The following is a 26,792-nucleotide window of genomic DNA, read 5'->3' on the forward strand; positions in this document are numbered from 1 at the left end:
TTGTTGCAAAACGTTAAGCTAAGGTTTTGGCGAAAAAATAACCAGTGATTTCTGATGGATTTGTGTGGCCTGACCTGGCCTCTTCGCGGGCACGCCCGCTCCCACACCTACAATGCATTTTCAGACGCTGTGGAATACCTGTGGGAGCGGGCGTGCCCGCGAAGGGGCCAGAACAGGCTCAGTCCGCTTCGGCAGCGGTTTCTTTGTGCAGGGCCTGTACCTCGGCCCCGCGCCAGCGCCGCACGGACTTCTGGAAGAACTGACTATTGGGCACCTGCACCAGCGCCCCGCCCGCTTCGGGCACTTCCAGCAGGGTGGTGAACAGCAGGTTAATGGCGATCACCCGGCCTTTGACGCCAGGCTTGTCGAGGGTGTCGACCAGCTCGACCACATCGCCGATGCGAAACGGCCCGACCGTGAAGATCAACACTGCGCACAACAGGTTGGACAGCACGCTCCACATGGCGAAGAAGGCCACCGCCGCTACCGCTACGAAGCCGGAAAGTGCTGTCCACAACACAGTTGCCGAAACACCCATGCGCTCCAGCACGAACAGCAGCGCGCTGCCCATGATCAGCCAGCGCAGGCCACCGCGCACGGGCACCAGCAGCTCCGGCGGTAACGGGTAACGCTGGCCCAGGCGGCTCAGCCCGCGAGCGACGATACGTTGCAGGATGAACGCCGCTGCCAGGATCAAGAGGATCTGCAAACCCAGCCAGAAGGTGTCCATCCATTGCCCTGGCAGCAGCGAACGCAGTTCCTCCATCAGGACAACGCCTCGAGTTCGGCCTGCATGCTTTCTAGGGTTTCCAGCGCTTCCATCCAGGCCTCTTCCAGCTCGCCTTCGCGTTGCTTGAGCTTGGTCTGGCGGGCCAGCAGGTCGCGCAACTCATCCTTGCGCGCCGTATCGTAAAGGCCACCATCACCCAGCGCGGTCTCGATCTCGGCCAATTGCGCGTGCACCTGGTTGAGCTCGGTTTCCAGCTTGTCGGCAGCCTTCTTGTGCGGTGCCAACTGCTGACGCAAGGCTGCGGCAGCCTGGCGCTGGGCTTTCTTGTCGGTCTTGTCCGGGTTGGCCGGTGCAGTACTGGCCGGCGCACTGCGCTGGCGGTACTCGACCAGCCAGCGGCTGTAGTCCTCCAGGTCACCGTCGAAGGTGTCGACCTTGCCGTCGGCTACCAACAGGAAGTCGTCCGTGGTGCTCTTGAGCAAATGACGGTCGTGGGACACCACCACCACTGCACCGGCAAACTCCTGCAAGGCCATGGTCAGCGCCAGACGCATTTCCAGATCGAGGTGGTTGGTCGGTTCGTCGAGCAGCAGCAGGTTTGGCCGCTCCCAGGCAATCAGCGCGAGTGCCAGGCGGGCCTTTTCGCCACCGGAGAAGTTAACCACCGGCTCGTCGCAGCGGGCACCATGGAAATCGAAGCCGCCAAGGAAGTCGCGCAGCGTCTGCTCACGCTCGGTAGGGGCGATACGCTGCAGGTGCAGCAGCGGGCTGGCCTTGTCGTCCAGCGAGTCCAGCTGGTGCTGGGCAAAGTAGCCTACAGCCAGGTTCTCGCCACGAACCAGGCGGCCCGACAACGGCTCCAGCTCACCTGCAAGGTTCTTGATCAGGGTCGACTTGCCGGCGCCGTTGGGCCCAAGCAGACCAATACGAGCGCCTGGGGTGAGCTGCAGCTTGACCTTGTCGAGGATGGCCTTGTCGCCATAACCCAGGCGACCTTCGGAAAGGCTCAGCAACGGGCTGGAAATTTTCTGCGATTCACGGAAGACAAAGTCGAACGGTGAATCGACATGCGCCGCCGACAGCTCTTCCATGCGCTCCAGGGCCTTGATCCGGCTTTGCGCCTGACGGGCCTTGGTGGCTTGCGCCTTGAAGCGGGCAATGTACTTTTCCATGTGCGCGCGCTGCGCCTGCTGCTTCTCGTAGGCCTGCTGCTGCTGCGCCAGGCGCTCGGCACGGGTGCGCTCAAAGGCGGTGTAGCCGCCTTTGTACAAGTTGAGCTTGCGCTGCTCGACGTGCAGCACATGGTCGACCACGGCATCGAGGAAGTCACGGTCGTGGGAGATCAGCAACAATGTGCCGGGGTAGCCCTTGAGCCAGTCTTCCAGCCACAGGATAGCGTCGAGGTCGAGGTGGTTGGTGGGCTCGTCGAGCAGCAACAGGTCGGACGGGCACATCAGTGCCTGGGCCAGGTTCAGGCGCATCCGCCAGCCACCAGAGAAATCGCCGACACGGCGGTCCATCTGTTCGTTGGTGAAGCCCAGCCCAGCCAGCAACTTGCGCGCACGGGCGTCGGCGGTATAGCCGTCGGCACTTTCCAGCTCACTGTGCAGACGCGCCAGGGCGGTGCCGTCATGGGCCTGCTCGGCCGCGGCCAGTTCGGCCTGGACCTTGCGCAGGCGCACGTCGCCATCAAGCACATAGTCCACAGCCAGGCGGTCGAGGGTGTCGACCTCTTGGCGCATGTGGGCGATGCGCCAGTCGCCGGGCAGTTGGCAGTCACCGGCATCGGGCGACAGCTCACCGCGCAGCAAGGCGAACAGGCTGGATTTTCCGGCACCGTTGGCGCCGATCAGGCCGGCCTTGTGACCGGCGTGCAGGGTCATCTCGGCGCCTTCTAGCAAGCGCTGCGGACCACGCTGTAAAGTGAGGTTGGATAGTCTGATCATGATGGTCGCGGAGTCTACCAGCTTCCTCGGCCCATAGCGCGAGTGGAACCATGCACACCGACCTGTGGAATTACGCCCTGGCCCTGTATGCCAGGCCCGGCGTGGAAGCCGCCTGCCTTGAACTGCAGGCACTGGGTGGCGATGTCTGCCTGCTGCTGTGCGCTACCTGGCTGCAAGCACGTGGTGTGGCTGTACTGGGCGAACGTGCGCAAGCACTGCAAGAACTTGCCGAGCCTTGGCAGCGTGACGTGGTCGCCCCGCTGCGCAGCCTGCGCCAGCAATGGCGAACCCCAGCATCGGGTGATGCACAATTGGCCGCATTGCGTGAACAGGTGAAGGGGTTGGAGTTGCAGGCAGAAAAAGCCTTGCTGGAGCGCTTGCAGGAACGCTCGCAACAGTGGCCCGTGGGCTCCCATGAGCCCGCGGACGACTGGCTGGCCCGGCTGGCACCGGACCAGGCTCTGCATCACGACGCGCTAGTTCAGTTGCGCGTCGCAGCGGCTGCGCTTCAGGACGCCGAAGGTGCCTGAGACGGCGTGCTCACAGGTGCCGACGGTGCTGCAGCAGCCGGGCTCACCGAGTTGGTTGCGGCGGCCGGTGTAGCGGGTTTGGCTTCAGCAGGTTTGGCGGCGGGTTTGGCGGCCGTGCGTGCTGGTGCCTTGGCGGCAGCTGGTTTTGCGGCCGGCTTGGCAGCAGGGGCTTTGGCAGCTGGCTTGGCCGCAGGTTTGGCTGCCGCAGTCGCCTTGGCAGCCGGTTTGGCGGCAGCAGTCGCCCTGGCAGCCGGTTTGGCCGCAGGCTTGGCGGCAGCGGTCGCCTTGGCAGCTGGTTTGTCCGCAGGCTTGGCGGCAGCGGTCGCCTTGGCAGCCGGTTTGGCCGCAGGCTTGGCGGCAGCGGTCGCCTTGGCAGCTGGTTTGGCCGCAGGCTTGGCGGCAGCGGTCGCCTTGGCAGCCGGTTTGGCCGCAGGCTTGGCGGCAGCAGTCGTCTTGGCAGCTGGTTTGGCCGCAGGCTTGGCGGCAGCGGTCGCCCTGGCAGCTGGTTTGGCCGCAGGCTTGGCGGCAGCGGTCGCCCTGGCAGCTGGTTTGGCCGCAGGCTTGGCAGCAGCGGTTGCCTTGGCAGCCGGTTTGGCCGCACGTTGATCAAGGGCCTTGCCTGCAGCTTCGCGTACTTTACCTACACCCTGAGCCAGCTTGAGGCTGTCCTGAGCATCGCGTTTGAGTTGCTGAATGTAAGAGCGCGTCTGGGTTTGACGTTCCTTGAGAGACTCGAGCAGTTCTTCAAGTTCACCGATGGCTTTTTGCGCCTTGCTTTGCGCCTTGGCTTTACCTGCCTTGGCCGCGTCTTGCAGTTTCAGGCGACCGTTGTGCAGTTTTTCCTGCGCCTTGCCACGCTGCTTTTCCAACTTCGCCAGCAGTTTTTCCGCATCAGCCAGCGCTTGCGAGCAGGCCTCTTCCAAGTGTTCGAGCAAGCTGCCCGAAAGTTGCTGGAGCAGGTGTAACGGCGTACTTACTGGCTTCTTTTTGGCCGACATGGTTTACCTCCTGGCTGACGAGATTGCGGCTCATACTATGCTTCTGCTGCTACCGCCGCTAGGGCATGTTGACCGTAATGTTTACGCCGCGTTGCATGCCTGGGCAAAGTTGTTATCTTGCAGCTGCGTGAAAGTGTAGTTGCTGAATTAATCATTGCTGGTATTTGGGAGTCAGGCGTTGCCTCGATATCTTGTTTTGGGTTTATGCCTGATGGCGCCCCTCGCCTTGGCCGACAACGACGACCACGATTTGGCCTACAGCCTGGGTGCCAGCCTGGGTGAACGCCTGCGCCAGGAGATGCCGGGCTTGCAGCTGGATGCACTGGTCGAAGGCCTGAAACAGTCCTATCAGGGGCAACCCCTGAAACTCGACAAGGCACGCATGCAGGCAGTGCTGCAGCAGCATGAAGCCCAGGAAGGTGACGCCGCTGCGCAAAAGCTGCAGGCCGCCGAAACGCGTTTCATGGCTAATGAACGTGGGCGTTATGGGGTGCACGAACTAACGGAAGGTGTGCTGTACAGCGAATTGCAGGCAGGCACGGGTGCACAGCCAAAAGCGGGCGGCAAAGTGCAAGTGCGCTATGTGGGCAGATTGCCGGACGGCTCAATATTCGACCAGAACCAGACCCCCCAATGGTTCAACCTGGATTCGGTTATCGAAGGCTGGCAGGTCGCCTTGCCGAAAATGCACACCGGCGCCAAATGGCGCCTGGTAATTCCTTCAGCGCAAGCCTATGGCGCCGAGGGGGCGGGAGACCTGATCGCACCCTACACCCCCTTGGTATTCGAGATTGAACTGCTGGCGGTTGGCGACTGACGCCAACCTCAGGCCTGCACTGCACCCTCTTCCTTGTGTGCGTTGTGCAGCACTTCGATCAGGCAGTCTTCAAGCTCGAAGCGCTCATGCAACAACCCGCCCAATTTGGCCAGCTTCTCGGCAAAGCGTTCGGTGTCCTTGCACTCCCCCTTGGTGCAATGGTCATTGAAGGCCAGTGCGATCTGAGTACTGTCGTTGATCCGTGGGTTGATCTCTTCGGCCAGTTTCAGCGCCTTCTTGTCTCCGAACGCCTTGGCCTCGCTGACCAGTTGCTCGCAGACTTCGAAGTGCCACGCCGAAACGTAGTCGACCAGAAGGGCGCAAAAGTCCCCGTTGGTGTCCTTGTCGGCGAAGGCTGGCCTCACATCGCGCAGGGCGCGAAAAGCCTGCACCAGTTCCTGGCGCTCCTCCAGCCAACGGTCGATCAGCTTGTGAACCCCACCCCAGCGTTCCTGGGCGTTCTGACAACTATCGAGCATGGCGATCTCTTCCCTTCTGGGTAGATGCCGCTGCACCTCGCACCACGACCGCGCAGCACAAAGGTGACATCAGCAGGACGGCATCGAGCAGTTGTTTTTCCGGTATGCGTGCTGGGAGATTATTCCCGCGCGTGCTGCCCTTCAAGGTACGCAGCACACAAAGTTCATACAAGTGTTTAATACCCTGTTACATCACCATTGGTCGCGCTAATGGCACAACCTTGCGCCAGGTCATGTTCTTGCCAAGGTGCGGAAACGATACGCCAGCAGGCAACTCAAGGGCAGCACCGCCAGCAGCAGGAAGGCCAACAGGCTCCATTCCGGCAGTGTCAGATCGAGAAAACTCCAGGCAAGCGAACGGCAATCCGGGCCACCCAGCAGCAGTTGCCGTGCCGCCTCACTCCAGGATTGCTCGAACACTCGCCCGATCGGCACCGGGCATACCTCATTGACCCCCTCAGCCCCCTGCAACCAGACATGCCGTGCTGCCAGCAAAGCGCCGGCCAGCGAGCAGCCCAGGGCCAGCCGAGCATAACGAAGGATGCCCCGAGTGCCCGGCGCCTGCAGCACGGCTGCGAAACACAGGAGCGCGTACCCGCCAAGCAGCAACCGTTGGCTGAGGCACAATGGGCACGGCATCAGCCCCACTGTGTTTTCCAGACGGAAAGACGCAACCAGTACTGCCAGTGCGACCAGGCAGGCAGGAAGAAAAAAGGTGCGCAAACGGGCCGGCAGCATGGGCGGTGAAGGTCCCGGGGAAAAAGTAGTGGCTTGAAACGGTAGAGGAAAGACACGCTTTGTTTCAAGGCACGACAGCAACGACAAGTCACTGAATCGCGTAGGAAATTTCCAGATATGCCGTAGGAGGCGACGGAAGAAATAGACTTCAGATCAAACTGACAGCGAAAGATAAATTACCTGCCCCCAATGCCCGCACCTTTGCGCGGGCCTTGGGGTAGGTCAGGCGCGCACGCCTTCTGGCAAAGGCAGCGCCAGCAGGCGCTCGTCCAGCAGGCCAAGGCCCTCCTGGAACAGCTGGTTGCTGCGCTCGGTCTCGCCCAGCCCCGCGAGCAGGCGGGCCAGCTCAGCACAGGCCTCGGGGTTGCGCTCCATGCGCAGGCTGCTTTCCAGGTAGTCACGCGCCTTGCCCCACAAGCGGTTTTGCAGGCTCAGACGGCCCAGAGTCAGCAGCAGGCTGGCGTCTTGCGGATGAGCCTTGAGCCAACCTTCAGCGGTTTGCAGCTGACGCACCGGGTCATCACCACGCACCAGGCCGTAAAGGCGGGCCAGATGGCTTTCGTAGTCGCGCTTGAGGGCCGTGCGCAGTACTTGTTCGGCCTCGTTCTGGGCACCTACCTGGCGCAGTTGCTCGGCGTACGCCAGCACCAGTTGTGGCTCTTGGCGCTGGGCTGCGGTCAGCTGCTGCCAGGCGCGCTCCAAGGATTGACGTGCACTGAGCGCATCTTCGCCACGGGTGGTCGCCAGGCTCAGGTTCTGACCCCAGGCACGTTGCTCCAGAGCAGCCAGCTCGGCGGCAGGCAGCACTTTACCCTTGCGCAGGTCGGGCAGCAGGCGGATCAGTGCAGACCAGTCGCCGCGCTCCACGTACAGGCGTTGCAGCAAGCGCAGCACCTGGCCGTTGTGCGGGTGGCGTTCCTGCATGGCCAGCAGGGTTTCCAGGGCCCCATCGTTTTCGCCACGGTCCATTTGCAACTGGGCATGGGTCAGGGCAATGGCCAGCTCCGCTTGCGGCTGGCGCTCCAGAGCACGCTCCAGCAGGTTGTCGCTGTCTTCGGTACGGCCTTGCTCGTTGGCAGCACGCGCGGCACCAAGGTAGTACAGCAACGGTTGGCGCTCCGCCTCGGCGGCACGGTGCAAGTGCCGTTGGGCACTGGCCCAGCGGCCTTCGGCAAGATCGAGCTGGCCCTGTTCGATCGCCAGGCGGATACGTCGGCTGCGGTTACGCCGTGACCACGGGTTGACCACACCACTGGAAGTCAGCACCAGGCCGACCAGATAGCGCAGCAACCACAGCAGCAGGACGACCGCCAAAATACCCGCCAAGGCTGCCCACAGCCCCGACTGATAACGGAAGCCACCATAGGAAATCAGTACATAGCCGCTGTGCTTGGCAACCGCGATGCCCAGTGCCGCAGCAACCACGATCGCAAGCACCGCCAACAGGTAGACACGCTTCATGGCTTGCCCCCTTCAGCCTCGGCCGGCAGGTGACGGCGCTGAATATAGGCCTGCACTGCCGCCAGGCTTTCACTAAGGTCAGGGGTAACCACCGACACCGGCTGATCGGCCAAGGCATTGAGGCTGTCGAGCATGGCCTTGCTTTGCGGATTGTCTGCGTTGAAGTTGGCCAGCAGTACGCTGCGGGCGTCGTCCAGCGCCTGCGTGTAAACCTTGGCATCGCCATTGAGCGCTGCCCACTGGGCCTGCTCGATAGTCAGGCTCAGGGCCAGGCGCAGCTGGTTCAGTTGCTGCCCGGCCAGCAACGGACGCACGTTTTCATCGGCATTGAAGTCGATCTGGAAGTACTTGGATATTTCTGCCCACCACTGCGACAGCCTGCTGGCACCATCACCGTCGGCGGTCAGGGCGCCAAGCGCATCGGCGTTACTGTCAAACTCGGGGGACTGGGCGCTCAACTGCTGTACCAGCTCACGCTGCGCAGCCAGCTTCAAGAACAGGCCTGTGCGGTCCGGTTGCTGAGTGCTGTTGAGCGTGGCCAGGCTGCGTGCCAGTTGCTCGCGGGCGGCGAAGGCACCCGGGTCGCTCTGCTCGCGCAGGATCTCGTCGGCGCCTTCGACCAGGGCTTTGGCACTGGTGATGTCCTGCAACGCGGAAAGGCGCAGGGTAGCCAAGCGCAGGAGGTGCTCGGCTTCGGCCAGGCGCCACTCTTTGCGGCTTTCTCCCAGCACGGTTTCCAGGCGCTGACTGAGCCGCTGCTGGTCGCCCTGCAGTTGGGCTACCAAACGCCGGCGGTCTTCCAGCTCGCTGGCGGCTGGCAGACTGGCCAGTTGCGCACTGATCTGCTGTTCACGTTGCTGCAACGCCTCGGCGCGCTGGGTCAGCGCCTCGATGTGCTGGCCCTGGTTGAACTCACTGCCCTGCAGTTGACGCACCTGCCAGACACCCCAGCCACCTACCGCCACCCCGGCCGCACCCAGCAGCAAGGCCAACGCTGCCAGGCCACTGCCGGAGCGCTTGGCAGGTGGGGTGGTAACGGGTTCCGCAGGCGCCTGTGCCGACGGTTGATCGTTATTGGACAAGACAGTCTCGCTCACGTATCCATCCTTTGCATGGGGGCGCACCGCATTCAGCTTAGCGCCTTAAGAGGCAGGTGCAGCGCTACGCTGCACGGCTGCCAGCAAGGCCGTGGCACTGGCGCCACGGCAATCCACAACCTGTTGGGCCCCGGCGGCCTTGGCCTGCTCGGCGACCCGCGGGCTGGGCACGAACAGCGGCAACTGGGCCAGCCGCAGCCAATCGGCACCGGCCATCTGCTGCAAATGTTCAAAACCCTGCCCACTGCTGACCACCAGGCCATTGAGGCGTTCCGCTTCAATGCGGCGCATCAGCGTACCCGCCGGGTAGGCCGGCAGGCAGCGACGATACAGTTCCAGATATTCGACACTAGCACCTTGCTCTGCAAGACGCTCTGCCAGCAGTTCGCGACCTCCGACGCCGCGAACGATCAAGACACGCGGTGCCGGCTCGGTAAGTGCCTGGCGCAGGGCCGGCAATGCCAGCAAGGCTTCGCTGTCATCGCCACGCGGCGGAAAGCTTACCTCCAGCCCTGCACCCTGCAGCACCCCAGCGGTTGCCTCACCTACGGTGAACCAGCCTCGCTGCGGAGGCTGGATGCTGGTCTCGGCCAGATGCTCAAGCAACAGCCGGGCGGCCGGCTTGCTGACCACAATGATCGCCTGGAAGTCATGCAAGCCCTCCAGCGACAGTCGCTGTGGGGCTTGCACGGTAATAGGTTCAATTTCCAGCAGGGGCAGGCAACTGCTGCCCACTCCCGCTGCCGCCAGGCTTTGCGCCAGCGCCGCGCAGTCCTCGGCAGGCCGGGTCAGCAACAGGCGCCATTGGCTCACGGGTGACCGGCCTCGCCGTAGACTTCCTTGAGAATGGCCTCGGCGCCCTGCCCCAGCAGGTCTTCGGCCACCTGCACGCCCAGGGCCTCGGCAGCAGCACGGGGTGCACGGGCATCGGCCACCAGCAAGGTCCCGCCGCTAGGCTGGCCGACCAGGCCACGCAGCCACAACTGGTCACCTTCAAGTACCGCGTAGCAGGCGATCGGCACTTGGCAGCCACCATTCAGGCGTTTGTTCAGCGCGCGCTCGGCGATCACCCTGTCAGCGGTGTCGACATGGTGCAGTGGCGCCAGCAGTTCATGAATCTCAACGTCGGCACTGCGGCACTCGATGCCCACCGCACCCTGACCACCTGCCGGCAGGCTGTCATCGACGCTGATGGTGGAGGTGATGCGGTCTTCGAAGCCCAGACGGATCAGGCCCGCGGCGGCGAGGATGATGGCGTCGTACTCGCCGGCATCCAGCTTCGCCAGGCGGGTGTTGACGTTGCCGCGCAGAAAACGGATTTGCAGGTCCGGGCGGCGCGCCAGCAACTGGGCCTGACGGCGCAGGCTTGAGGTGCCGACGATACTGCCGGCGGGCAGCGCTTCGAGGCTGTCAAAGGTATTGGAAACGAAGGCATCACGCGGGTCTTCACGCTCGCAGATGCAGTAAAGGCCCAGGCCCTCTGGGAAGTCCATGGGCACGTCCTTCATCGAATGCACGGCGATGTCGGCTTCGTTGTCCAGCAGCGCGGTTTCCAGTTCCTTGACGAACAGCCCCTTACCGCCGATTTTTGCCAGCGGCGCGTCGAGCAACTTGTCACCGCGACTGACCATGGGTACCAGGGTCACCTGCAGGCCGGTGTGGGCCTGCTCGAGGCGGGCCTTGACGTATTCGGCCTGCCACAGGGCCAAAGCACTTTTACGGGTGGCAATGCGGATTTCGCGAGTGGACATGAAACGCCCCGATCCAGAGAAATACCGTCGATCATAACAGCATCGCCGGTATCGCTTGCAGATACGGATCAACAGGTCATACGCAGTCAGGTGCAGGTGCGGGCCGAGTCCAAGGGCCTCAGAGGGTCTGCATCATCTTGCGCACACCGGCCACATGGCGACGGCTGACGGTCAAGGCATCGCCGTCCAGGCCTTTCAGATACAGCTGAAAGTGACCCAGGGGGGTGCGCTGCAAGCGTTCGATGCGCTCGCGGGCGACCAACGCATTGCGGTGGATGCGCACGAAGCGTTCGCCAAATTCGTCTTCCAGGGCTTTGAGTGGCTCGTCAAGCAGCACTTCACCGGCTTCGTGACGCAAGGTCACATACTTGTGGTCGGCAATGAAATAGATCACCTGGGGTAACGGGATCAGTTCGATGCCTTTGCGCGTGCGGGCGCTGATATGGCTGCGTGGGCCGCCGCCTTCATTGGCCGGCCGGGTAAGCGCCGCCAATTGGGCGCGGTTGGGTTTTTCGGCCTTGCGCAAGGCATCGCGCAAGGCGTGGGCCTGGAAGGGCTTGGTCACATGGCTGAGGGTACTGTCCTTGAATGCCTCTGCACCGTATTCATCATCCCCGGAGCAAAACACCACCGCGGGCGGCGCCTCGCGTTCGCACAGGCGAGCGGCAACCTGCAGGCCATCCAGGCCTGGCATGCCGATGTCCAGCAGGACCACATCGGGCTTGAGGCTTTCAATCAGCGCCAAGGCCTCATCGCCGTTGGTGGCGCTGGGCTCCAGCACAGTGTAACCCTCCAGTTCGCCGAGCAGCCGGGTGAGGCGTTCACGGCCTTGGGGTTCGTCATCAACGATCAGGACATTCATAATTGCGCTGGATTCCTGAATGAGTCTCGCACAGGTATAGCGTAGACAGGTGTGGTTCGAGCGACACTGCGGTCACGCTCTAGACCGGTGCGATGGCCAAAGATTCACTCGGCCCGGCAGATTCACTGCCAGTCCTTTGTCCAACTGTAGACGGTCCGTGGAACACTGCCGTTCATTCCTTGAAATCCTTCTCTGCGATTTTCCGGGCATTTCTCTCGACCGGCGCCCTGCGGCAGCCAGCCCAACCCTGCTATCATCGACGCCACTTTTTCGTTCACGCCTGCAATGAGTGAATCCATGAGCACCGAGAAGACCAATCAGTCCTGGGGCGGCCGCTTCAGTGAGCCCGTCGACGCCTTCGTCGCCCGTTTCACCGCCTCGGTAGATTTCGACAAGCGCCTGTACCGTCACGACATCATGGGTTCGATTGCCCATGCCACCATGCTGGCGCAGGTCGGCGTGCTCAGTGATACCGAGCGCGACACCATCATCGATGGCCTCAAAACCATCCAGGGCGAGATTGAAGCCGGCAACTTCGACTGGCGTGTCGACCTCGAAGACGTGCACATGAACATCGAAGCACGCCTGACCGACCGCATCGGCATCACCGGCAAGAAGCTGCACACCGGGCGTAGCCGCAACGACCAGGTGGCCACCGACATCCGCCTTTGGCTGCGCGACGAAATCGACCTGATCCTGGCCGAAATCACCCGCCTGCAGCAGGGCCTGCTGGAGCAGGCAGAGCGTGAAGCCGAAACCATCATGCCTGGTTTCACCCACCTGCAGACGGCGCAGCCGGTCACCTTTGGCCACCACCTGCTGGCGTGGTTCGAAATGCTCAGCCGCGACTATGAGCGCCTGGTCGACTGCCGCAAGCGCACCAACCGCATGCCACTGGGCAGCGCCGCGCTGGCCGGCACCACCTACCCGATCGACCGTGAACTGACCTGCAAGCTGCTGGGCTTTGAAGCCGTGGCCGGCAACTCGCTGGATGGCGTGTCGGACCGTGATTTCGCCATCGAATTCTGCGCCGCTGCCAGCGTGGCGATGATGCACCTTTCGCGCTTCTCCGAAGAGCTGGTGCTGTGGACCAGCGCGCAGTTCCAGTTCATCGACCTTCCGGACCGCTTCTGCACTGGCAGCTCGATCATGCCGCAGAAAAAGAACCCGGACGTGCCAGAGCTGGTACGTGGCAAGAGCGGCCGCGTGTTCGGCGCCCTGACCGGCCTGCTGACCCTGATGAAAGGCCAACCGCTGGCCTACAACAAGGACAACCAGGAAGACAAGGAACCGCTGTTCGACGCCGCCGATACCCTGCGCGACTCGCTGCGGGCCTTCGCTGACATGATTCCGGCGATCAAGCCCAAGCACGCCATCATGCGTGAAGCGGCCCTGCGCGGTTTCTCCACCGCTACCGACCTGGCTGACTATCTGGTTCGCCGTGGCCTGCCGTTCCGTGACTGCCACGAGATCGTTGGCCACGCGGTGAAGTATGGTGTGGACACTGGCAAGGACCTGGCCGAGATGAGCCTGGACGAACTGCGCCAGTTCAGCGACCAGATCGAGCAGGACGTGTTTGCCGTGTTGACTCTGGAAGGCTCGGTGAATGCGCGTGACCACATTGGTGGTACGGCGCCGGCGCAGGTGCGTGCTGCCGTAGTGCGTGGCAAGGCCCTGTTGGCGTCTCGCTAACCCCCCAAGGCGAGGGCTTCGCCCTCGTTCGCGGGCACGCCCGCTCCCACAGGTATTGCACAAGTTTCAAAATGGACTGCCCCCCAAAAGTTGGACAGTTTTAAGCTGCAGCCTGAGCCCTGTACTCCACAGGGCTCAGGCCATTGAGCCTCAGCTTGATGCGATCATGGTTGTAGTAGTGAATGTACTCATCCAGACCCGCTCTCAGCTCATCAATGCTCTCGAAACGCTTCAGGTAGAAAAACTCAGATTTCAGCGTGCCGAAGAAGCTTTCCATGGCCGCGTTGTCCAGGCAATTGCCTTTTCGGGACATGCTCTGCTTTACCCCGCATTCGCTTAGCTTACGGCGGTATTGCGCCTGCTGGTAATGCCATCCCTGATCCGAATGCAGCACGAGCTTCGGTTTCTCTCCCAGGCAATCGAGCGCTTTGCCAAGCATGTTCCCAACCAGGCTATAGCACGGGCGGCTGGCCATTTCGTAGGCCACGATTTCGCCGTTGTACAAATCCATCACGGGCGACAGATAGAGCTTCTGTTGAGCTACTTTGAACTCGGTTACGTCAGTCACCCACTTCTGGTTTGGGCGTTGAGCGACAAAATTTCGCTCCAGTACATTCGCTGCCACTTTGCCGACGGTACCTCGATAGGAGCGATATTTCTTGGGGCGCACTACTGATTTCAATCCCTGCTCAGCCATCAGCCGTTCAATGACCTTCTTGTTCACCCGCTTTTCCTTCCTGATTACGAGTGCGATACGGCGATAACCATAAAGCCGTTTCTACTCGTGATAGACGCGATGCACCAATGCCTTGAGCTCAGCATGCCGGTCTGGCTTCTGCTGAGCTTTGAGCTGGTAGTAGAAGGTGCTGCGCGCCAGCTCGACCAACTGAAGGAGGTCAGGCAAAGGAAACCTGCGCTTGAGTTTGGAAACGATCAGGACTTTTTCCCGCGTGTTCGTTCCTTTTCCTCGCGCAGAGCCTTGAGCTCCTTTAGGACAGCATTCTCCATGCGCAGGTACTCAAGTTCAGCCATCAGCTGATCTCGAGACTTCTGATCATCATTGGTATCGGTGGGTTTGGCAGGCTTGATCTTCTTCGACACGTCGATTGGCTTTCTTGGCTTGATGGCAGTAGAGGGTGCAGGACTGCCACTGTAGTACTGCCGCTGCCAAATGCCTATCTGAGAGGACTGCCCAAGACCAAAGTGGGCAGCGGTCTGGCGCAGCGAAAGCCGATGCTCGTGCATATAGCTAAGCACCTGCTGTTTGAAATCACTGGTATAGCGCCGCCCATGCGAGCCTGGACCAATGCCATTATTGGCCTGGTAACTGGCCACCCAGCGTCGAAGCAGGCTGAAATCGATACCTAAGTGTTGAGCCATCTTTCGGAAACCGTTGCTGCCATCCAGGTAGGCTGTGATCGCTGTGAGCTTGAATTGCTCGGTGTACTTACCCATAGATCCCCCAAGGGTTGGATTGGTGTCCAACTTCTTGGGGGCAGTCCAAAAACGGTGCAGACCTGTGGGAGCGGGCATGCCCGCGAAGGGCTCAACACCAGACTCAGCGCTTGCCGCTGCGGATCATCTCCATGAAGGCTGGCATCGACGCTTCCTTGTCCGCCAAGATCCGCGGCATGTGCGGGTTCTCCCCCATCAGTTGCAGCAACGCCTTGGCCTGCGGGAAGTCCGCCAGGAAGTCGATGTCCAGCACCTTCTTGCCCACCGCGTTGGCCAGGTCGACCGAGAAGCAGAACATCAGGTCTGCCAGCGTCAACTGCTCGCCCGCAACATAGGGGGCAAAGCGCCCGTTGCGCTTGAGCGTGGCAAACCCGGCCAGCAGGTCCGCACGCGCTTTCTCTTTGATCAGCGGGTCGACCGACATGCCAAAGAACGACTCGGCATAACAGGTACGCGCAGGCAGCTCGATGTACAACTCGATTTCCTTGAGCAGCTCCCGCACCTTGGCTTGGCCGAACGGGTCGGCTGGCAGCAGCGCCTTGCCGCCTTGGGTCTGCTCGATATAGTCGAGGATCACACTGGTTTCGCTGAGGAAGCCATGCTCGGTTTCAAGCACCGGCACCTTGCCCCGCGGGCTCACTTCCAGCGCCTTTGGCGCCTGGCCGCCATAGAAGGTGACTTCTTCGAAAGGCAGGCCTTTTTCGAGCAGGGCCAGCTTGACCATGTTGTAGTAGTTGCTGACCGAGAATCCATAAAGCTTGAGCATGACGAAACAGCCTCCAGGCCGTAAGGGGTTGGCGTGGCCTTTATAGACTGAACACCTGCCCCTGACCAGCGTCATGCACCCCGTCAATGCCCGGGCATTGCCGCCATAGGCATGGCACACTGTTGCATCCCATCCTAGGAGTACCGCGATGAGCGAGCCCACCGACATCGACAATGACGACGACGAAGCCTTCGCCGAGGCAACGCTGACCCAAGCCATCGAAAACCAGATCGAAAGCGGCGAGCCGCCTGCAGCAAAGGCCACTTTCAACAAGCTGACGCTGGTCGGCTATGAGCGTGAAGACATTCTGAACCTGATGGCCCATGTGCTGGCCTTCGAGATCGACAACATGCTGGTAGAGGACCGTGCGTTCAACGGCGAGTGGTATGAGAACGCTCTGCGGGCACTGCCGGAGCTGCCGCCTGAGATGGATCAAGGCGACGACGAATAACCCGGCTACACTCGAAGATCAGGCACCGTAGAAAGTGCCGCAATCCTTGTCTGGAAGTCAGGAGTCGCCATGCCTTTTACCCCCGATTTGATCGACGAAATGGAAGTACTCGCGCTGTTCAAACACGACAGCAGCCAGGAAGGCATCAAGATAACCAGCACCGCATCCCCTGCCCTGATCGCGGCTGCGCAACGCCTGCATGAGAAGGGGCTGACCGATCAGCCGGATGGCGGCTACCTGACCAGTCTGGGTCATGACGCCGTTGAAAGTGTCCAATTGCTACAGAACATTCTCAAGGCGCCACAGCCGGCCTGAGCATCAGGCTTGCGCAAGATCTGAGACCTTGCGCGGTCCCTGTGGGACCGCGCAGGCTCCAGTCAGTTGGCCGCAGCACTGCGCTTTTCCGCCAGCCACGAGCGGCCGTAAAGGAACACGATGGCCAGCAAGGCCACCGCTTGCGCCGACAGCGAGTAGGCATCGGCATGAATCCCCAGCCAGTCAAACTCAAAGAACGCCACTGGCCGTGTGCCCAGCACGCCGGCCTCTTGCAGCGCCTTCACGCCATGCCCGGCGAATACTACCGACAGCGCGCACAGCAGCGCGGCGTTGATGCTGAAGAACAGCGATAGCGGCAGCTTGGCCGAACCCCGCAGAATCACCCAGGCCAGGCCCACCAGCAGCACCAGTGCCGTCGCGCCACCCGCCAGCACCGCATGATGCCCGGCGGGGCCTGCCTGCAGCCACAGGGTCTCGTAGAACAGGATCACTTCGAACAATTCGCGGTACACCGAGAAGAATGCCAGTACAGCAAAGCCGAAACGCCCGCCACCGCTGACCAGGCTGCTCTTGATGTAGTCCTTCCAGGCGGCAGCGTGGCGGCGATCATGCATCCACACGCCAAGCCACAGCACCATTACCGCGGCGAACAGCGCCGTGCAGCCTTCCAGCAGCTCGCGCTGAGCGCCCCCCACATCGATCACATAGGCCGCCAGCGCCCAGGTGGCAAAGCCGGCAACCAGCGCCAGGCCCCAGCCGATGTTGACGCTGCGTACTGCCGACTGCTGCCCGGTATTGCGCAGGAATGCCAGGATCGCCGCCAGCACCAGAATCGCCTCGAGGCCTTCACGCAGCAGGATCAGCAAACCGGAGATATAGCTCAGCGTCCAGCTCAGGCCATCGCTGCCAAGCAGCTTGGCCGCCTGCTCGAGCTTGGTTTTGGCGTCGGCCAGACGCTGTTCGGCCTGGGCCACGGGCAGGCCGTCCTGCAAGGACTGACGGTAGGCCATCAGCGTTTTTTCGGTGTCCTTGCGCGCCTGGGTGTCGATGTTGTCCAGCGAGCTTTCCACCAGCTCGAAGCCCTCCAGGTAGGCCGCCACCGATAGATCATAGGCCTGATCGTGGTCGCCTGCGCGGTAGGCGGCCAGGCTCTTGTCCAGAGTGCTGGCCGTGTATTCGAGCAATTGCGCCGGGCCGCGCTTTACCTGCGGTGGCTGGGCACGCTGGGCGCGGAATGCCTCGACAGCCGCAGTGCCTTCGTTGACGGCGACTTCGGCCGGCGTTTGGCGAGCCAGGTCGGCGAGGTTCCAGGTCTTGTCACCCTTGCCCGCTTCCGGCTTGGCGGTGAAGCTGGCGATATACGCGGCCACATCCCAGCGTTGGCGGTCGTCCAGCTGGTCGGCAAACGACGGCATTTCGGTGCCGTCTATACCCAGGGCCAGGGTGTTGTAGAGGTCGAACAGGCTTAACTGGTCCAGGCGCGAGACATCGCGCAGGTTGGCGGGTGCAGGCTCCAGGCCCACGCCAGCCGGGCCATCGCCGGCGCCGGTGTCGCCGTGGCAGATCGAGCAGTTCTGTGCGTACAGCGCAGCGCCGCGGGCGGGGTCCGGGGTAATCACCGGGGCCTGGCTGACCTCGTAGGCCACCGCCAGTCGCGCACCCAGCTGCCGGGCCTGCTTGGCGACCGCGGTACCTTCCTGACGCTGGTCGATGGCCTGGCGCAGCGCCTGGACGCCCTGTTCCAAAGCCGCTTGTTCAGTATTTGCGGGCAGGCCTTTGACCAGGTCAGCCAATACCGCGCTGAACTCCTGTTGCTCGCGGTATTCGCCCTCGTCGATCACCTTGCCGTCCTGCACGGTCGGCGGGTAGTCGGCGCCAATGTAGTCCAGCAAGTGCTGGGCTTTGGCAGCCTCGGCGGGGGACTCGGCCAGCGCCAAGGTGCTGCACAGCGCCAGCACCGGGCCGAGCAATGCAGCCGGCAGCCAGGCAAGCAGACGGGAACGGGTTTTCATGGCCAGTCTCGAAGGAAATGCGAAAGAGAACATTGTTCACTTCCACTTTGCTTCACTCAAGGGTGCTGGGCAGATTTCATGAAAAATCTTGCTACAAATCAGATGAAGTGGAGGGCATAGCGGACCAGCCCTCAAGGATCGCATCAGGGCTTGGCCGTGCCCTTCCAACCCCCACCCAACGCCAGGAACACGGCAATTTGCCCCTGCGCCACTTGACTATTGGCTGCAGCCAACTGCGCACGCATATCGGTGTAGGTTCGCGTCGCCTGCAAATCCGCCAGGAACGACTCACGCCCTGCCTGGTAATACCGGTGCGTCTGGTCCGCGGCTTCCTTCGCCGACTTCTCCGCCTCGGCCAGCGCATCGCGCCGATCGAGCAAGGCGCTGTACTGTGCCAGCCGGGTCTGGGTCTCGCGAATGGCGTTCAGCACCACGCCATCGAAGTGCGCCAGGGCCGCCTGGGTCGAGGCCTCGGCCATGCGAATGCGGGCACGGGTGCCGTTGGTGGGGATGCTCCAGCTGATCTGCGGGCCAAAGCCCCAGCGGTTGGTCGAAGGCTCGCCAAGGTTCTCCAGGATGCCGATGGTGCCAACCTGGGCGCCAATGCTGATATCCGGGTACAACGCGCCGGTAGCCACGCCAATATAGGCGGTGGCGGCAGCCAGCTGGCGTTCGGCCTGGCGCACGTCGGGGCGGCGCTTGAGCAAGGCCGCACCATCGCCCACAGGAACCAGCTGGTTCAGGTGCGGCAACTCGGCACAATCGGCGGTACCGGCAGGCAACTGGTCGACCGGCTTGGCCAGCAGCGCGGCCAGGGTGTACATGCCCGTCTCGCGTTCGGCCTTGAAGCGTGGCAGTTCGGCACGCAAGGATTTGAACTGGGTCTGCGAGCGGGTGACCTGGGTTTCATCGCCACGCCCAGCATCGCGCAGGCGCTGGTTGAGTTTCACGCTTTGCTCCTGCAAATCGAGGGACTCGCGGGCAATGTGGTATTCCTCGTTGGCCGAGCACACCTGGGTATATGCCTTGACCACGTCCGCCACAAGCGTGATGCGGGCCGTGTCGGCAGCGGCCTGCACCGCGTCGGCATTTGCCTTGGCAGCCTCGGTACCACGCTTGAAGGTGCCCCACAGGTCGAACTGGTACGAGGCACTGATGATGGCCTCTCCGATGTTGGCTACCGGCACCTTCTCTGGCTGCAGGAAGGCTTCGCCCGACTCCTGCAACCGCTGAGCGCCTAGTTTGACGCCACCGTTGAAGCCGCCTTGCGATTCAGCCACCTCCACCTGAGCGCGAGCTTTGGCGATGTTGGCTGCCGCCACGCGCAGTTCGGTGTTGGCACTCAGCGCCTGACGCACCAGCTCGTTCAGCCGCTGATCCTGATACAGCTGCCACCAGTCCTCGGGGACCGGCGCCGACACGACGCTGTCGGCATCCTGGCGCAGCGGGCCGTTCAGGTCATTGCGTTGCACGGCCGCATCCCCAGGCACCTCATAGTCGGGCCCCACCATCATGCAGGCCCCCAGCGACAGGCACAGGCCAGCCAGGATCAGCTGTTTCATGGGCGCTGGCCCTCGATGATCGACACCGTCGCAGTACGCCCGGCGATCATGCGGAAGTCTTGCGGCACTTCGTCAAAGGCGATGCGCACCGGAATGCGCTGGGCCAGGCGTACCCAGCTGAACGCCGGGTTGACGTTGGGCAGCAAGTTGGCGCCACTGCTGCGGTCGCGGTCTTCGATGCCAGCGGCGAAGCTCTGCACATGGCCACGCAGGCGGGTGTTGTCGCCCATCACGCGGATATCCACGGCGTCACCAATATGGATACCCCCCAGCTTGGTTTCCTCGAAGTAGCCGTCGACGTGGTAGGAGGCACTGTCGACCACCGACAGCACCGGGCGGCCAGCGGTGACGAACTCGTGGTTACGCGGCGCGCGGTCGTTGAGGTAGCCGTCTACCGGGCTGCGCACCACCGAGCGGTCAAGGTTGAGCTGGGCAGTATCTACCGCCACTTGCGCCTCGCTGACGGCCGAACGGGCACGGGCCTCGCGGGACTGGCTTTCTTCCAGTTGCTCGGCGGCCACCAGATTGCCCAGCTTGCGGTTGCGCTGCGCTTCGCGGGAAGCCTGGGCCAGGGTCTCCTGGCGCTCGCCAAGGGTTGCCTTGGCTTGACGCAGGGCCAGGGTGAAGCGGTCCTGGTCGATGGTGAACAGCACGTCGCCACGTTTGACGGTCTGGTTGTCGCGCACCTCGACCTTCTGGATCAATCCCGACACATCGGGGGCGATCTGGATCACGTCAGCGCGGATATGGCCGTCTCGGGTCCAGGGGGCAAACATGTAGTAGACCACCATCTGCCACACGAGCACGGCGGCGAAGGTCACTACCAGCAAGGTCAGGACCACACGGCCCAAGGTCAGCAAAGGTTTTTTCATGGCAGCATCAGGTTTCGACAAAAGTGGTCCACCGCGCCGAGCAGCACGGCATACAGGGCAACGTTGAATAACGCCCGGTGCCAGACCAGGCGGTAGAAATGCAGGCGCACCAGCACCGCGTGCACCCCCAGGAACAGCAGGTAGGTGCCAAACATCATCACCAGCAGCGTGGGCAGAAACACCCCGCTGATATCCAGTTCACCAATCACAGGGGTGCTCCGTCGAGGCCGGGGGGCAGTTGCGGTTGTTCAGCTGGCTCGAGCATCACCTCCACACCCGGCAACAGCGCCAGGCGCAGGCCACTCAGGGCATGCAGCAGGTGGGTGCGGGCATCACCGCGCTCGTACAGCTCGTCCAGGTTCAGCGCCAGGCGAGCGCGTTCCATGTTGCGCAGCAGTGCGGCCGGGGCATGCAGGCGTTCGCCAGCACGCAGGCAGGCGGCGTAGTGCGCACCGACTTCCTCGACCACAGTGTTCAGGCGCTCGCGAGCCTGCTGGCCGGCGCGCGGCATGTACGCCAGCAGGTCGAGCAGGTTCAACCCCACGCGCAGGTCGCGCAGTGCCACACCACTGTCCTGGCCGGTTTGCGACAGACGTGGCAGGTGCTGCATCAGGCGGTCGAGCATCTGTACGCCAACCTGGCGGTGTTCGGCCAAGGTCGCAGGCTCGGTCATTTCGACGATGTCGCGCCAGGCGAAGCGGGTCATGCGCTTGGCCGCCAGTTCCACGCCGAACGGGCGCATCACCAGGGTCCAGATAAAGGCGAACAGAAGGCCCGCGGGGCCGGCAAGGTTGGAGTTGAGGAAGGTAAAGAAGTCGGCGTCGTAGGCACCCTGGATGCTGATGAAGGTCGACGTGTTGACGATGGTCAGCAAGGTGCCCAGGTAGAAGCGCGGCTGTACGGTCAGGGTGCCTATGCAGATGAACGGCACGGCAAAGGCCAGCACCAGCATCGGGAAGTCGTGCAGGTTGGGCAGTACCAAAAACAGGTACAGACTGGAGAAGATGACCGACATCAGCGTCCAGAAAAAGAACCGGTAGATCTGCGGTGCCGGGTCGTCCATGGCGGCGAAGAAGCTGCACGCAACTGCCGCGAGGATTACCGCACTGGCGCCGTCGTTCCAGCCCAGGCCGATCCACAGGCCGCAGGCGACCACGATCGCCAGGACCGTGGAGGCTACCGAGTAGAGCATCAGGCCACGATCGAAAAACGCTGTCAGGCGGCCCAGCCGCCAGTGGCGATACACCGCACGCCAAGGCTTGGCATCATCGGTACGCAGGGCGTGCTGCAGGGTGCAGCAGTCCTGCCACAGGTCGGCCCATTCGGTCAGGCGGTACAGGGCGTTGGACAACAGCAGCTCGGCGCGCTGGTCGAGGGCGGCTGTAGCGGGCTGCAAGCGGCCGATCTGCTCATGCAACGTGGCCCAGTGCGCTACCGAAGCGCTGTCGGCGGTGCCTTTGAGCCATTCACGAGCGGCTTCCAGCACGGGTTGAAGCTGGGCGAACTGGGCCGGGGCGCGGCCTTCCAGGGCAACCAGTGCATCGTCAAGGGCGTCGATCACCGGCAGCAGATGGATCATCCGCCCGCGCAACTCGCGGGCGTTCTTCAGGGTATGGGGGCCGGCACCTTCGTGGGCGAGCTGACCGATCATCAGCTCCAGCGAGTTGAAGGTGGTGACCATCGCCCCGCGCATACCGCCGACCTTGTCAGCGCTGGCATCGCGGGCCAGGTAGGTGTCGCTGTAGCGAATCGCCTCGGTGAACCAGTTTCCGGTGGCACCGACTACCACCGGCGCCAGCCGGCGTGGCCAGAAGATAGCCCCGACGACTGCCGCGCAGACAATTCCCAAACAGATTTCCTGCGCACGAGAAGAAGCCACATCGAACACTGCCAGCGGATTATCCACCACGGCCAAGGCAATCATCGGCAGGGTATAACCGGCCAGCATCAGCACGTAGTTGTTGGCCGTGCGCAGGTTCAGCGAAAGGAACAGCAAGGTGCCGGTCCACAGGGCAACGGCGATGCTCAGCAGCAACGGTGACTGCACCAGCGGCGGCACCAGGAAGATTGCCCCGCCAGCGCCGAGCAACGTGCCTACGGCACGGTACAACGCCTTGGAGCTGGTCGGGCCGACGAAGGGGCTGGAGACGATGTATACCGTCGCCATGGCCCAGTAGGGGCGCGGCAGTTGCATGAGCAACGCAATGTACAGGGCAATCATGGACGCGCCGAAGGTGCGCACGCCGTAGAACCAGTCACGGGCCGGAGGGACGGAGCTGAAGAAGCCGTTCATGCCACCCCGCCTGCACTGCCCAGGCCGGCAGCCTCGAAGGCACGAAGCACACGCAAGGCAGCTTCCAGGTCGGCCTGATCGATACCGCCGAGCACATCGCGGCGCAAGCGCACCAGTTCGGCTTCGATGGCTTCGGCCAGGGCACGGCCTTCGGCAGTCAGGCTCAGTGCCTTGGCGCGGCGATCCAGTGGATCCTCGCTGCGGCACACCAGGCCAGCTTTGCACAATTGGTCAAGCAGGCGTACCAACGACGGGCTTTCCAGGCCGGCGGCCTGGGCCACAGCTACCTGGTGCACGCCGTCGCCCAGGCGCACGATCATCAGCAGCGGTGCAGCACAGGCCTCGGAAATGCCGTAGCCGGTCAAGGCGGTATGACAGATGCGCCGCCAGTGGCGGGCAGCGACTACCAGGCCACTGCTGACTTGCAGGCGCAGGAAATCAAGAGACATGAAGAGAACCAAATATATTCATAGTTTGCTAACTATCAATATACGCCCCGACATCCCCCTGTCGTCAACAGGGGGCGACGGATAGCCTGGGTTAAATGTTGTTCATTTTTCAGTCAGCACTGAAGAGAAATACTCAGGGATGGATCTGGTCTTCCAGCTTCATGGTCAAGGCCAATGTGCTGCCCATCTGCACCGCCCGGTCCCGCCACTCCTGATACCGCACCGCATCACGGCTGCTGAAATGTACCGCCAGCTCCTCTGCCGCTTGTACCACCCCCGCCGCTGCCGCCAGCTCAAGCCAGTACAGCGCTGCCTTGAGGTTGGCCTCTACGTGCAGCCCATGCATCAACCGATAGCCCACTTCAAAACGACAACGCGCTTCGCCCTGTTCGGCGCCACGCAAGAACCACTGATAGGCTTGCACCAGGTCAACCTGCCACTCCAGGTCACCGTCGCACACCTCCTCCTCATACAGGTCACCCAGTGCGGCGGCGGCATGCAGCATGCCGCGGTCGAAGGCCTGCCGGTAACACTCCGCCGCCTGCACATAGGAAGGGTCGATGCCTTTGCCGAAGTAGTGCTGCTGGCCAAGGTTGAACCAGGCAGCAGCATTGCCCTGCAGGGCTGCCATGCGCAACAGGTGCCCGGCCAGCACGGTATCGGCCCGCCAGTACTTGCCGTTGAGCCAGATCCAGCCGAGGTCGTTCAATGCGGACACGCTGCCTTGCAATGCCTGGCGACGCAGGTCGACATACACCGCCTGCAGGTCGTTGGCCTCATCCAGGCGGTTGACCAGCAGCGACCGCTGGCTGGGCAAGCCCACACCGGAAAACAGCCGCTGTCGCCTTCCTGCAGGAGCAGGAGGGGCGATGACCCGCTCGGGCAGAAGGCGGGCAAGTAGCGAATGGATATTGCTGGCAACAGACATGTTCATCCTCATTGAACGACGCACAACCCCAACCTTCGGCTGTGATGAGGCGTGATTCTGCGTGATGTCACGTCAAAACCTGTCGCGAACGATTCGGCACGAGGCAACCAAATGCGACTTCCTTGATCTGAGCAGGCTGTGGCCAATTGCCATGCCCCACGCATGCCGCCATCCTATTGCGGCAAGCCTAGACAAGGACGTTATCTTTTGCCGTTCGCCACCACTCGCGCCACCCTCAGCCGACAGTGGGCGCTGCTGCGCCAGTTGCCCAGCCGTTCCCCAGGCATAACCAGCGCCGAGCTGGTCTGGCGCCTGCGTGACGTGGGGTTCACGGTCAGCAAACGCACTGTCGAGCGTGACCTCAACGAGCTTTCGCTGATATTCCCGCTGGAACGCAATGACAAGAGCATTCCGTTCGGTTGGCACTGGTCGGCCAGTGCCGTCGGCGAATTGCGCGGTAATTTCGACTTGCTGACACATCTGCGAGGGGATGCGTTGCAGCCATCGCAGGGTGAGGGCGTGGAGCTGGTGGCACGAGTCAGCGATGCACTGGCGCGGCAGCTGCGGGATGCGCCATTGAGCAGCGACATGCAACTGACGGCGCTGGAGCATGGGCATCGGTTACGCGGCACGGTAAGTGACGGTTGGCCACTACGCTGGTGGCTATTGAGCCATGGGGACAGGGTGGTGGTAGAGCAGCCTGCCGGCTTGCGGGAAGAGATTGGCAGGATTCTGAGCAATGCGGCAGCTCAGTACCAGAATTTGTAGCCTGTACCGGGTCTTTCGCGGCGGTTCGGCGCCTCGCGCCTCTTTCGAGGACGGTCCCGCAGGCGCGGATTCTAGCGTCAATCTGCCGCGAAGAGGCCGGTACTGGCTTACCTGCTAGCGCTGCATCCCCCATCGCCGCACAGTCAACCGCTCCAGCGTATTGAACACCAGTCCTTCCACCAGCAGACCGATCAGGATCACCACCGCCAACCCGGCAAAGACCTTGTCGGTATACAGTTCGTTGCGGTTCTGGAAGATGTACCAACCCAACCCGCCTTTGCCACTGCTGGCACCAAACACCAATTCAGCGGCTATAAGGGTACGCCAGGCAAACGCCCAGCCGATCTTCAACCCCGACAGGATCGACGGCAGGGCTGCGGGCACGAGGATGTGCAATACCAGCCGCAGGCCCTTCAGACCATAGTTGCGGCCCGCCATGCGCAGCGTCTCCGACACACCGAGGAAGCCGGCATAGGTATTCAGCGCCAACGCCCATAGCACCGAATGCACCAGCACGAAGATCAGGCTGTTGTCACCCAGCCCGAACCACAGCAAGGCCAGCGGCAGCAGGGCAATGGCCGGCAACGGGTTGAACATCGAGGTCAGCGTGCCCAGTAAGTCTCGGCCCAATTGGGTCGACACCGCCAGGCTGGTCAGGCCAAAGGCCAGGACGATACCCAGCACATAGCCTTTGAGCAGTATTACCAGCGAAACACCGACCTTGGCGGGCAGTTCGCCACTGATCATGCCGTCCCATAGCGCCGTGGCGGTTTGCAGAAAGCTTGGCAGCAGCAGGTCATTGTCCTGGTAGCGGGCAACGGCTTCCCATAGCACAGCGATCACCAGCAATATGACCGCCTTTCTCAACCAGCCTTGCTGCCACAGGCGTTGGGCCAAGGGGAGTTGTCGTTCTACAGGCACACTGAGCAGGGGCTCCAGCTGCACCTCGTATTCCTGGCGTACAGGTGTAGTGGTCATGGCTGAGGCTCCTGTCAGTAGGCGATACGAATATCGTTGAACCCAAGGTTGTCAGGCTGTTCCGGGATATCGGCTTCATCGAACAGCAAACGGTGGATACGCCGGGCACTGGCCTGGAAGTCGCTGCCACCCAGGCTGCCCAGGTCGTATTGATGGCTATGCACCTCGGCGCGCACCCGCCCCGGGTGCGGCGACAACAGCAGGATACGATTGCCAACCACCAGTGCTTCTTCGATGGAGTGGGTGACGAACAACAGGGTGAACCGCACTTCCTCCCACAGCAGCAACAGCTCTTCCTGCATCTTGCGCCGGGTCAGCGCATCCAGGGCGGCGAACGGCTCATCCATCAACAGGATCTTGGGCTGGGTGGCCAAGGCCCGGGCAATTGCCACACGTGCCTTCATACCACCGGACAACGTGTGTGGATAAGCATCGGCAAAGGCGGCCAGACCGACCTTCTCCAGATAATGCAGTGCCCGTTCCTCCGCCTCCGCACGCTTGAGTTGGCCAGACACCAGCAGCGGAAAGATGACGTTCTGCTTCACCGTTTTCCACGGCGGCAACTGGTCGAACTCCTGGAACACCACGATGCGGTCGGGGCCTGGGCCACGAACTGTCTGGCCCTGCAGCAGAATCTGGCCCTCTTGCGGCTGAATAAAACCGGCAACGGCTTTGAGCAGGGTGGACTTGCCACAGCCGGAGGGGCCGAGCAGTACAAAACGATCAGCGCGGTCGACTTCGAAGCTGACCTGATGGGTGGCCCGCACCACGCGTTGCGCGGTACGGTATTCGAGGCTGAGGTTATCCACCTTGAGCAAAGGCGGCGTTGCAACACGGCTCAGGTTGCTGGCCGTGTGGCCTGGCAATGGGGCGGTCATGAT

Annotated in this window: 26 protein-coding genes and 1 pseudogene; 6 read left to right on the forward strand and 21 right to left on the reverse strand. The window is 62.4% G+C overall.

Features of this window, described 5'->3' with window-relative positions; genetic code table 11:
- Positions 1-178 precede the first annotated feature (178 nt).
- A complete protein-coding gene (locus tag C4Q27_RS10685; RefSeq protein ID WP_010951581.1) occupies positions 179-766 on the reverse strand; it encodes a mechanosensitive ion channel family protein in 588 nt (195 codons plus the stop codon).
- Positions 766-2,676, reverse strand: a complete 1,911-nt coding sequence (locus C4Q27_RS10690; RefSeq protein WP_064491756.1) for an ATP-binding cassette domain-containing protein — start codon at positions 2,674-2,676, stop codon at positions 766-768. Before C4Q27_RS10690 ends, C4Q27_RS10685 begins: the two co-directional genes overlap by 1 nt.
- A gap of 50 nt (positions 2,677-2,726) precedes the next feature.
- Here C4Q27_RS10690 and C4Q27_RS10695 point away from each other — a divergent pair, with 50 nt between their 5' ends.
- The gene (locus C4Q27_RS10695; RefSeq protein ID WP_064491755.1) at positions 2,727-3,206 is read left to right on the forward strand and encodes a TIGR02444 family protein; all 480 of its coding nucleotides are present in this window, start codon (positions 2,727-2,729) and stop codon (positions 3,204-3,206) included.
- Here the strand turns inward: C4Q27_RS10695 and C4Q27_RS10700 are convergent.
- Positions 3,185-4,204: an AlgP family protein gene (locus C4Q27_RS10700; protein WP_104886830.1), complete on the reverse strand. Its 1,020-nt coding sequence runs from the start codon at positions 4,202-4,204 to the stop codon at positions 3,185-3,187. The two genes, C4Q27_RS10695 and C4Q27_RS10700, sit on opposite strands and share 22 nt — an antisense overlap.
- A gap of 178 nt (positions 4,205-4,382) precedes the next feature.
- Between C4Q27_RS10700 and C4Q27_RS10705 the strand changes: the two genes are divergently transcribed.
- Entirely contained in the window at positions 4,383-5,021 is a 639-nt protein-coding gene (locus C4Q27_RS10705) for an FKBP-type peptidyl-prolyl cis-trans isomerase (protein WP_049588040.1), read from the forward strand.
- An 8-nt stretch (positions 5,022-5,029) separates the two neighbouring features.
- Here C4Q27_RS10705 and C4Q27_RS10710 read toward each other — a convergent pair whose 3' ends face one another.
- From C4Q27_RS10710 to C4Q27_RS10735, 7 genes are all read right to left on the reverse strand, one after another.
- A complete protein-coding gene (locus C4Q27_RS10710) occupies positions 5,030-5,500 on the reverse strand; it encodes an Rsd/AlgQ family anti-sigma factor (protein WP_003255887.1) in 471 nt (156 codons plus the stop codon).
- A gap of 231 nt (positions 5,501-5,731) precedes the next feature.
- Positions 5,732-6,238, reverse strand: a complete 507-nt coding sequence (locus tag C4Q27_RS10715) for a disulfide bond formation protein B (RefSeq protein ID WP_010951575.1) — start codon at positions 6,236-6,238, stop codon at positions 5,732-5,734.
- A gap of 222 nt (positions 6,239-6,460) precedes the next feature.
- Entirely contained in the window at positions 6,461-7,699 is a 1,239-nt protein-coding gene (locus C4Q27_RS10720) for a heme biosynthesis protein HemY (protein ID WP_014589299.1), read from the reverse strand.
- The gene (locus C4Q27_RS29770; RefSeq protein WP_003255892.1) at positions 7,696-8,796 is read right to left on the reverse strand and encodes a uroporphyrinogen-III C-methyltransferase; all 1,101 of its coding nucleotides are present in this window, start codon (positions 8,794-8,796) and stop codon (positions 7,696-7,698) included. The genes C4Q27_RS10720 and C4Q27_RS29770 overlap by 4 nt, the downstream gene beginning before the upstream one ends.
- Before the next feature lie 45 nt (positions 8,797-8,841).
- Entirely contained in the window at positions 8,842-9,609 is a 768-nt protein-coding gene (locus tag C4Q27_RS29775) for a uroporphyrinogen-III synthase (RefSeq protein ID WP_003255894.1), read from the reverse strand.
- Positions 9,606-10,547: a hydroxymethylbilane synthase gene (gene hemC / locus C4Q27_RS10730; RefSeq protein WP_064491752.1), complete on the reverse strand. Its 942-nt coding sequence runs from the start codon at positions 10,545-10,547 to the stop codon at positions 9,606-9,608. The genes C4Q27_RS29775 and hemC overlap by 4 nt, the downstream gene beginning before the upstream one ends.
- Positions 10,548-10,665: 118 nt before the next feature.
- A complete protein-coding gene (locus C4Q27_RS10735) occupies positions 10,666-11,409 on the reverse strand; it encodes a LytTR family DNA-binding domain-containing protein (RefSeq protein WP_010951571.1) in 744 nt (247 codons plus the stop codon).
- A 297-nt stretch (positions 11,410-11,706) separates the two neighbouring features.
- Here C4Q27_RS10735 and argH point away from each other — a divergent pair, with 297 nt between their 5' ends.
- Entirely contained in the window at positions 11,707-13,101 is a 1,395-nt protein-coding gene (argH, locus tag C4Q27_RS10740; protein ID WP_104886831.1) for an argininosuccinate lyase, read from the forward strand.
- 100 nt (positions 13,102-13,201) lie between these two features.
- On the opposite strand, the pseudogene C4Q27_RS10745 reads toward argH, so the two are convergent.
- Both C4Q27_RS10745 and C4Q27_RS10750 read right to left on the reverse strand, forming a co-directional pair.
- A pseudogene (locus C4Q27_RS10745) lies at positions 13,202-14,556 on the reverse strand (IS3 family transposase).
- 103 nt (positions 14,557-14,659) lie between these two features.
- Entirely contained in the window at positions 14,660-15,322 is a 663-nt protein-coding gene (locus C4Q27_RS10750) for a glutathione S-transferase (protein WP_064491750.1), read from the reverse strand.
- A gap of 148 nt (positions 15,323-15,470) precedes the next feature.
- On the opposite strand from C4Q27_RS10750, the gene C4Q27_RS10755 reads away from it, so the two are divergent.
- Together C4Q27_RS10755 and C4Q27_RS10760 are read left to right on the forward strand one after the other, a co-directional pair.
- On the forward strand, positions 15,471-15,773 hold the full coding sequence (locus tag C4Q27_RS10755) for a hypothetical protein (protein ID WP_010951568.1): 303 nt from the start codon (positions 15,471-15,473) through the stop codon (positions 15,771-15,773).
- Between the two features lie 69 nt (positions 15,774-15,842).
- Positions 15,843-16,088, forward strand: a complete 246-nt coding sequence (locus tag C4Q27_RS10760) for a TIGR02647 family protein (protein ID WP_003255900.1) — start codon at positions 15,843-15,845, stop codon at positions 16,086-16,088.
- Between the two features lie 62 nt (positions 16,089-16,150).
- Here C4Q27_RS10760 and C4Q27_RS10765 read toward each other — a convergent pair whose 3' ends face one another.
- The 7 genes from C4Q27_RS10765 to C4Q27_RS10795 all read right to left on the reverse strand — a co-directional run bounded on the left by C4Q27_RS10765 (position 16,151) and on the right by C4Q27_RS10795 (position 24,165).
- On the reverse strand, positions 16,151-18,094 hold the full coding sequence (locus C4Q27_RS10765) for an FTR1 family protein (RefSeq protein ID WP_104886832.1): 1,944 nt from the start codon (positions 18,092-18,094) through the stop codon (positions 16,151-16,153).
- A gap of 110 nt (positions 18,095-18,204) precedes the next feature.
- Positions 18,205-19,623: an efflux transporter outer membrane subunit gene (locus C4Q27_RS10770; protein WP_010951566.1), complete on the reverse strand. Its 1,419-nt coding sequence runs from the start codon at positions 19,621-19,623 to the stop codon at positions 18,205-18,207.
- Complete coding sequence (locus tag C4Q27_RS10775) at positions 19,620-20,495, reverse strand: HlyD family secretion protein (RefSeq protein WP_010951565.1); 876 nt, start codon at positions 20,493-20,495, stop codon at positions 19,620-19,622. The genes C4Q27_RS10770 and C4Q27_RS10775 overlap by 4 nt, the downstream gene beginning before the upstream one ends.
- A complete protein-coding gene (locus C4Q27_RS10780; RefSeq protein ID WP_003255905.1) occupies positions 20,492-20,704 on the reverse strand; it encodes a DUF1656 domain-containing protein in 213 nt (70 codons plus the stop codon). Before C4Q27_RS10780 ends, C4Q27_RS10775 begins: the two co-directional genes overlap by 4 nt.
- Entirely contained in the window at positions 20,701-22,788 is a 2,088-nt protein-coding gene (locus C4Q27_RS10785; RefSeq protein ID WP_020190729.1) for an FUSC family protein, read from the reverse strand. Before C4Q27_RS10785 ends, C4Q27_RS10780 begins: the two co-directional genes overlap by 4 nt.
- Positions 22,785-23,237 carry a MarR family winged helix-turn-helix transcriptional regulator gene (locus C4Q27_RS10790; protein ID WP_003255908.1) on the reverse strand — a complete coding sequence of 151 codons (453 nt, stop codon included), beginning with the start codon at positions 23,235-23,237 and terminating at the stop codon, positions 22,785-22,787. The genes C4Q27_RS10785 and C4Q27_RS10790 overlap by 4 nt, the downstream gene beginning before the upstream one ends.
- A 133-nt stretch (positions 23,238-23,370) precedes the next feature.
- Complete coding sequence (locus C4Q27_RS10795) at positions 23,371-24,165, reverse strand: tetratricopeptide repeat protein (RefSeq protein ID WP_014589291.1); 795 nt, start codon at positions 24,163-24,165, stop codon at positions 23,371-23,373.
- Positions 24,166-24,372: 207 nt separating this feature from the next.
- Here C4Q27_RS10795 and C4Q27_RS10800 point away from each other — a divergent pair, with 207 nt between their 5' ends.
- Positions 24,373-24,933, forward strand: a complete 561-nt coding sequence (locus C4Q27_RS10800) for a WYL domain-containing protein (RefSeq protein ID WP_064491746.1) — start codon at positions 24,373-24,375, stop codon at positions 24,931-24,933.
- Positions 24,934-25,047: 114 nt separating this feature from the next.
- Here C4Q27_RS10800 and C4Q27_RS10805 read toward each other — a convergent pair whose 3' ends face one another.
- Both C4Q27_RS10805 and C4Q27_RS10810 read right to left on the reverse strand, forming a co-directional pair.
- A complete protein-coding gene (locus C4Q27_RS10805; RefSeq protein WP_011953178.1) occupies positions 25,048-25,911 on the reverse strand; it encodes an ABC transporter permease in 864 nt (287 codons plus the stop codon).
- 14 nt (positions 25,912-25,925) lie between these two features.
- Positions 25,926-26,789, reverse strand: a complete 864-nt coding sequence (locus C4Q27_RS10810; protein ID WP_104886833.1) for an ABC transporter ATP-binding protein — start codon at positions 26,787-26,789, stop codon at positions 25,926-25,928.
- Positions 26,790-26,792: the final 3 nt, after the last annotated feature.

Source organism: Pseudomonas sp. SWI36 (genome assembly GCF_002948105.1).
GTDB lineage: Bacteria > Pseudomonadota > Gammaproteobacteria > Pseudomonadales > Pseudomonadaceae > Aquipseudomonas > Aquipseudomonas alloputida.

Coding starts and splice junctions, on each gene's coding strand:
- C4Q27_RS10710 (WP_003255887.1), bottom strand. CDS start 5,500: ATGCTCGATAGTTGTCAGAACGCCCAGGAACGCTGGGGTGGGGTTCAC.
- C4Q27_RS10785 (WP_020190729.1), bottom strand. CDS start 22,788: ATGAACGGCTTCTTCAGCTCCGTCCCTCCGGCCCGTGACTGGTTCTAC.
- hemC (WP_064491752.1), bottom strand. CDS start 10,547: ATGTCCACTCGCGAAATCCGCATTGCCACCCGTAAAAGTGCTTTGGCC.
- C4Q27_RS10795 (WP_014589291.1), bottom strand. CDS start 24,165: ATGTCTGTTGCCAGCAATATCCATTCGCTACTTGCCCGCCTTCTGCCC.
- C4Q27_RS10720 (WP_014589299.1), bottom strand. CDS start 7,699: ATGAAGCGTGTCTACCTGTTGGCGGTGCTTGCGATCGTGGTTGCTGCG.
- C4Q27_RS10685 (WP_010951581.1), bottom strand. CDS start 766: ATGGAGGAACTGCGTTCGCTGCTGCCAGGGCAATGGATGGACACCTTC.
- C4Q27_RS10810 (WP_104886833.1), bottom strand. CDS start 26,789: ATGACCGCCCCATTGCCAGGCCACACGGCCAGCAACCTGAGCCGTGTT.
- C4Q27_RS10735 (WP_010951571.1), bottom strand. CDS start 11,409: ATGAATGTCCTGATCGTTGATGACGAACCCCAAGGCCGTGAACGCCTC.
- C4Q27_RS10805 (WP_011953178.1), bottom strand. CDS start 25,911: ATGACCACTACACCTGTACGCCAGGAATACGAGGTGCAGCTGGAGCCC.
- C4Q27_RS10790 (WP_003255908.1), bottom strand. CDS start 23,237: ATGTCTCTTGATTTCCTGCGCCTGCAAGTCAGCAGTGGCCTGGTAGTC.
- C4Q27_RS10715 (WP_010951575.1), bottom strand. CDS start 6,238: ATGCTGCCGGCCCGTTTGCGCACCTTTTTTCTTCCTGCCTGCCTGGTC.
- C4Q27_RS10690 (WP_064491756.1), bottom strand. CDS start 2,676: ATGATCAGACTATCCAACCTCACTTTACAGCGTGGTCCGCAGCGCTTG.
- C4Q27_RS10770 (WP_010951566.1), bottom strand. CDS start 19,623: ATGAAACAGCTGATCCTGGCTGGCCTGTGCCTGTCGCTGGGGGCCTGC.
- C4Q27_RS10700 (WP_104886830.1), bottom strand. CDS start 4,204: ATGTCGGCCAAAAAGAAGCCAGTAAGTACGCCGTTACACCTGCTCCAG.
- C4Q27_RS10755 (WP_010951568.1), top strand. CDS start 15,471: ATGAGCGAGCCCACCGACATCGACAATGACGACGACGAAGCCTTCGCC.
- C4Q27_RS10750 (WP_064491750.1), bottom strand. CDS start 15,322: ATGCTCAAGCTTTATGGATTCTCGGTCAGCAACTACTACAACATGGTC.
- C4Q27_RS10695 (WP_064491755.1), top strand. CDS start 2,727: ATGCACACCGACCTGTGGAATTACGCCCTGGCCCTGTATGCCAGGCCC.
- C4Q27_RS10775 (WP_010951565.1), bottom strand. CDS start 20,495: ATGAAAAAACCTTTGCTGACCTTGGGCCGTGTGGTCCTGACCTTGCTG.
- C4Q27_RS10765 (WP_104886832.1), bottom strand. CDS start 18,094: ATGTTCTCTTTCGCATTTCCTTCGAGACTGGCCATGAAAACCCGTTCC.
- C4Q27_RS10760 (WP_003255900.1), top strand. CDS start 15,843: ATGCCTTTTACCCCCGATTTGATCGACGAAATGGAAGTACTCGCGCTG.
- argH (WP_104886831.1), top strand. CDS start 11,707: ATGAGCACCGAGAAGACCAATCAGTCCTGGGGCGGCCGCTTCAGTGAG.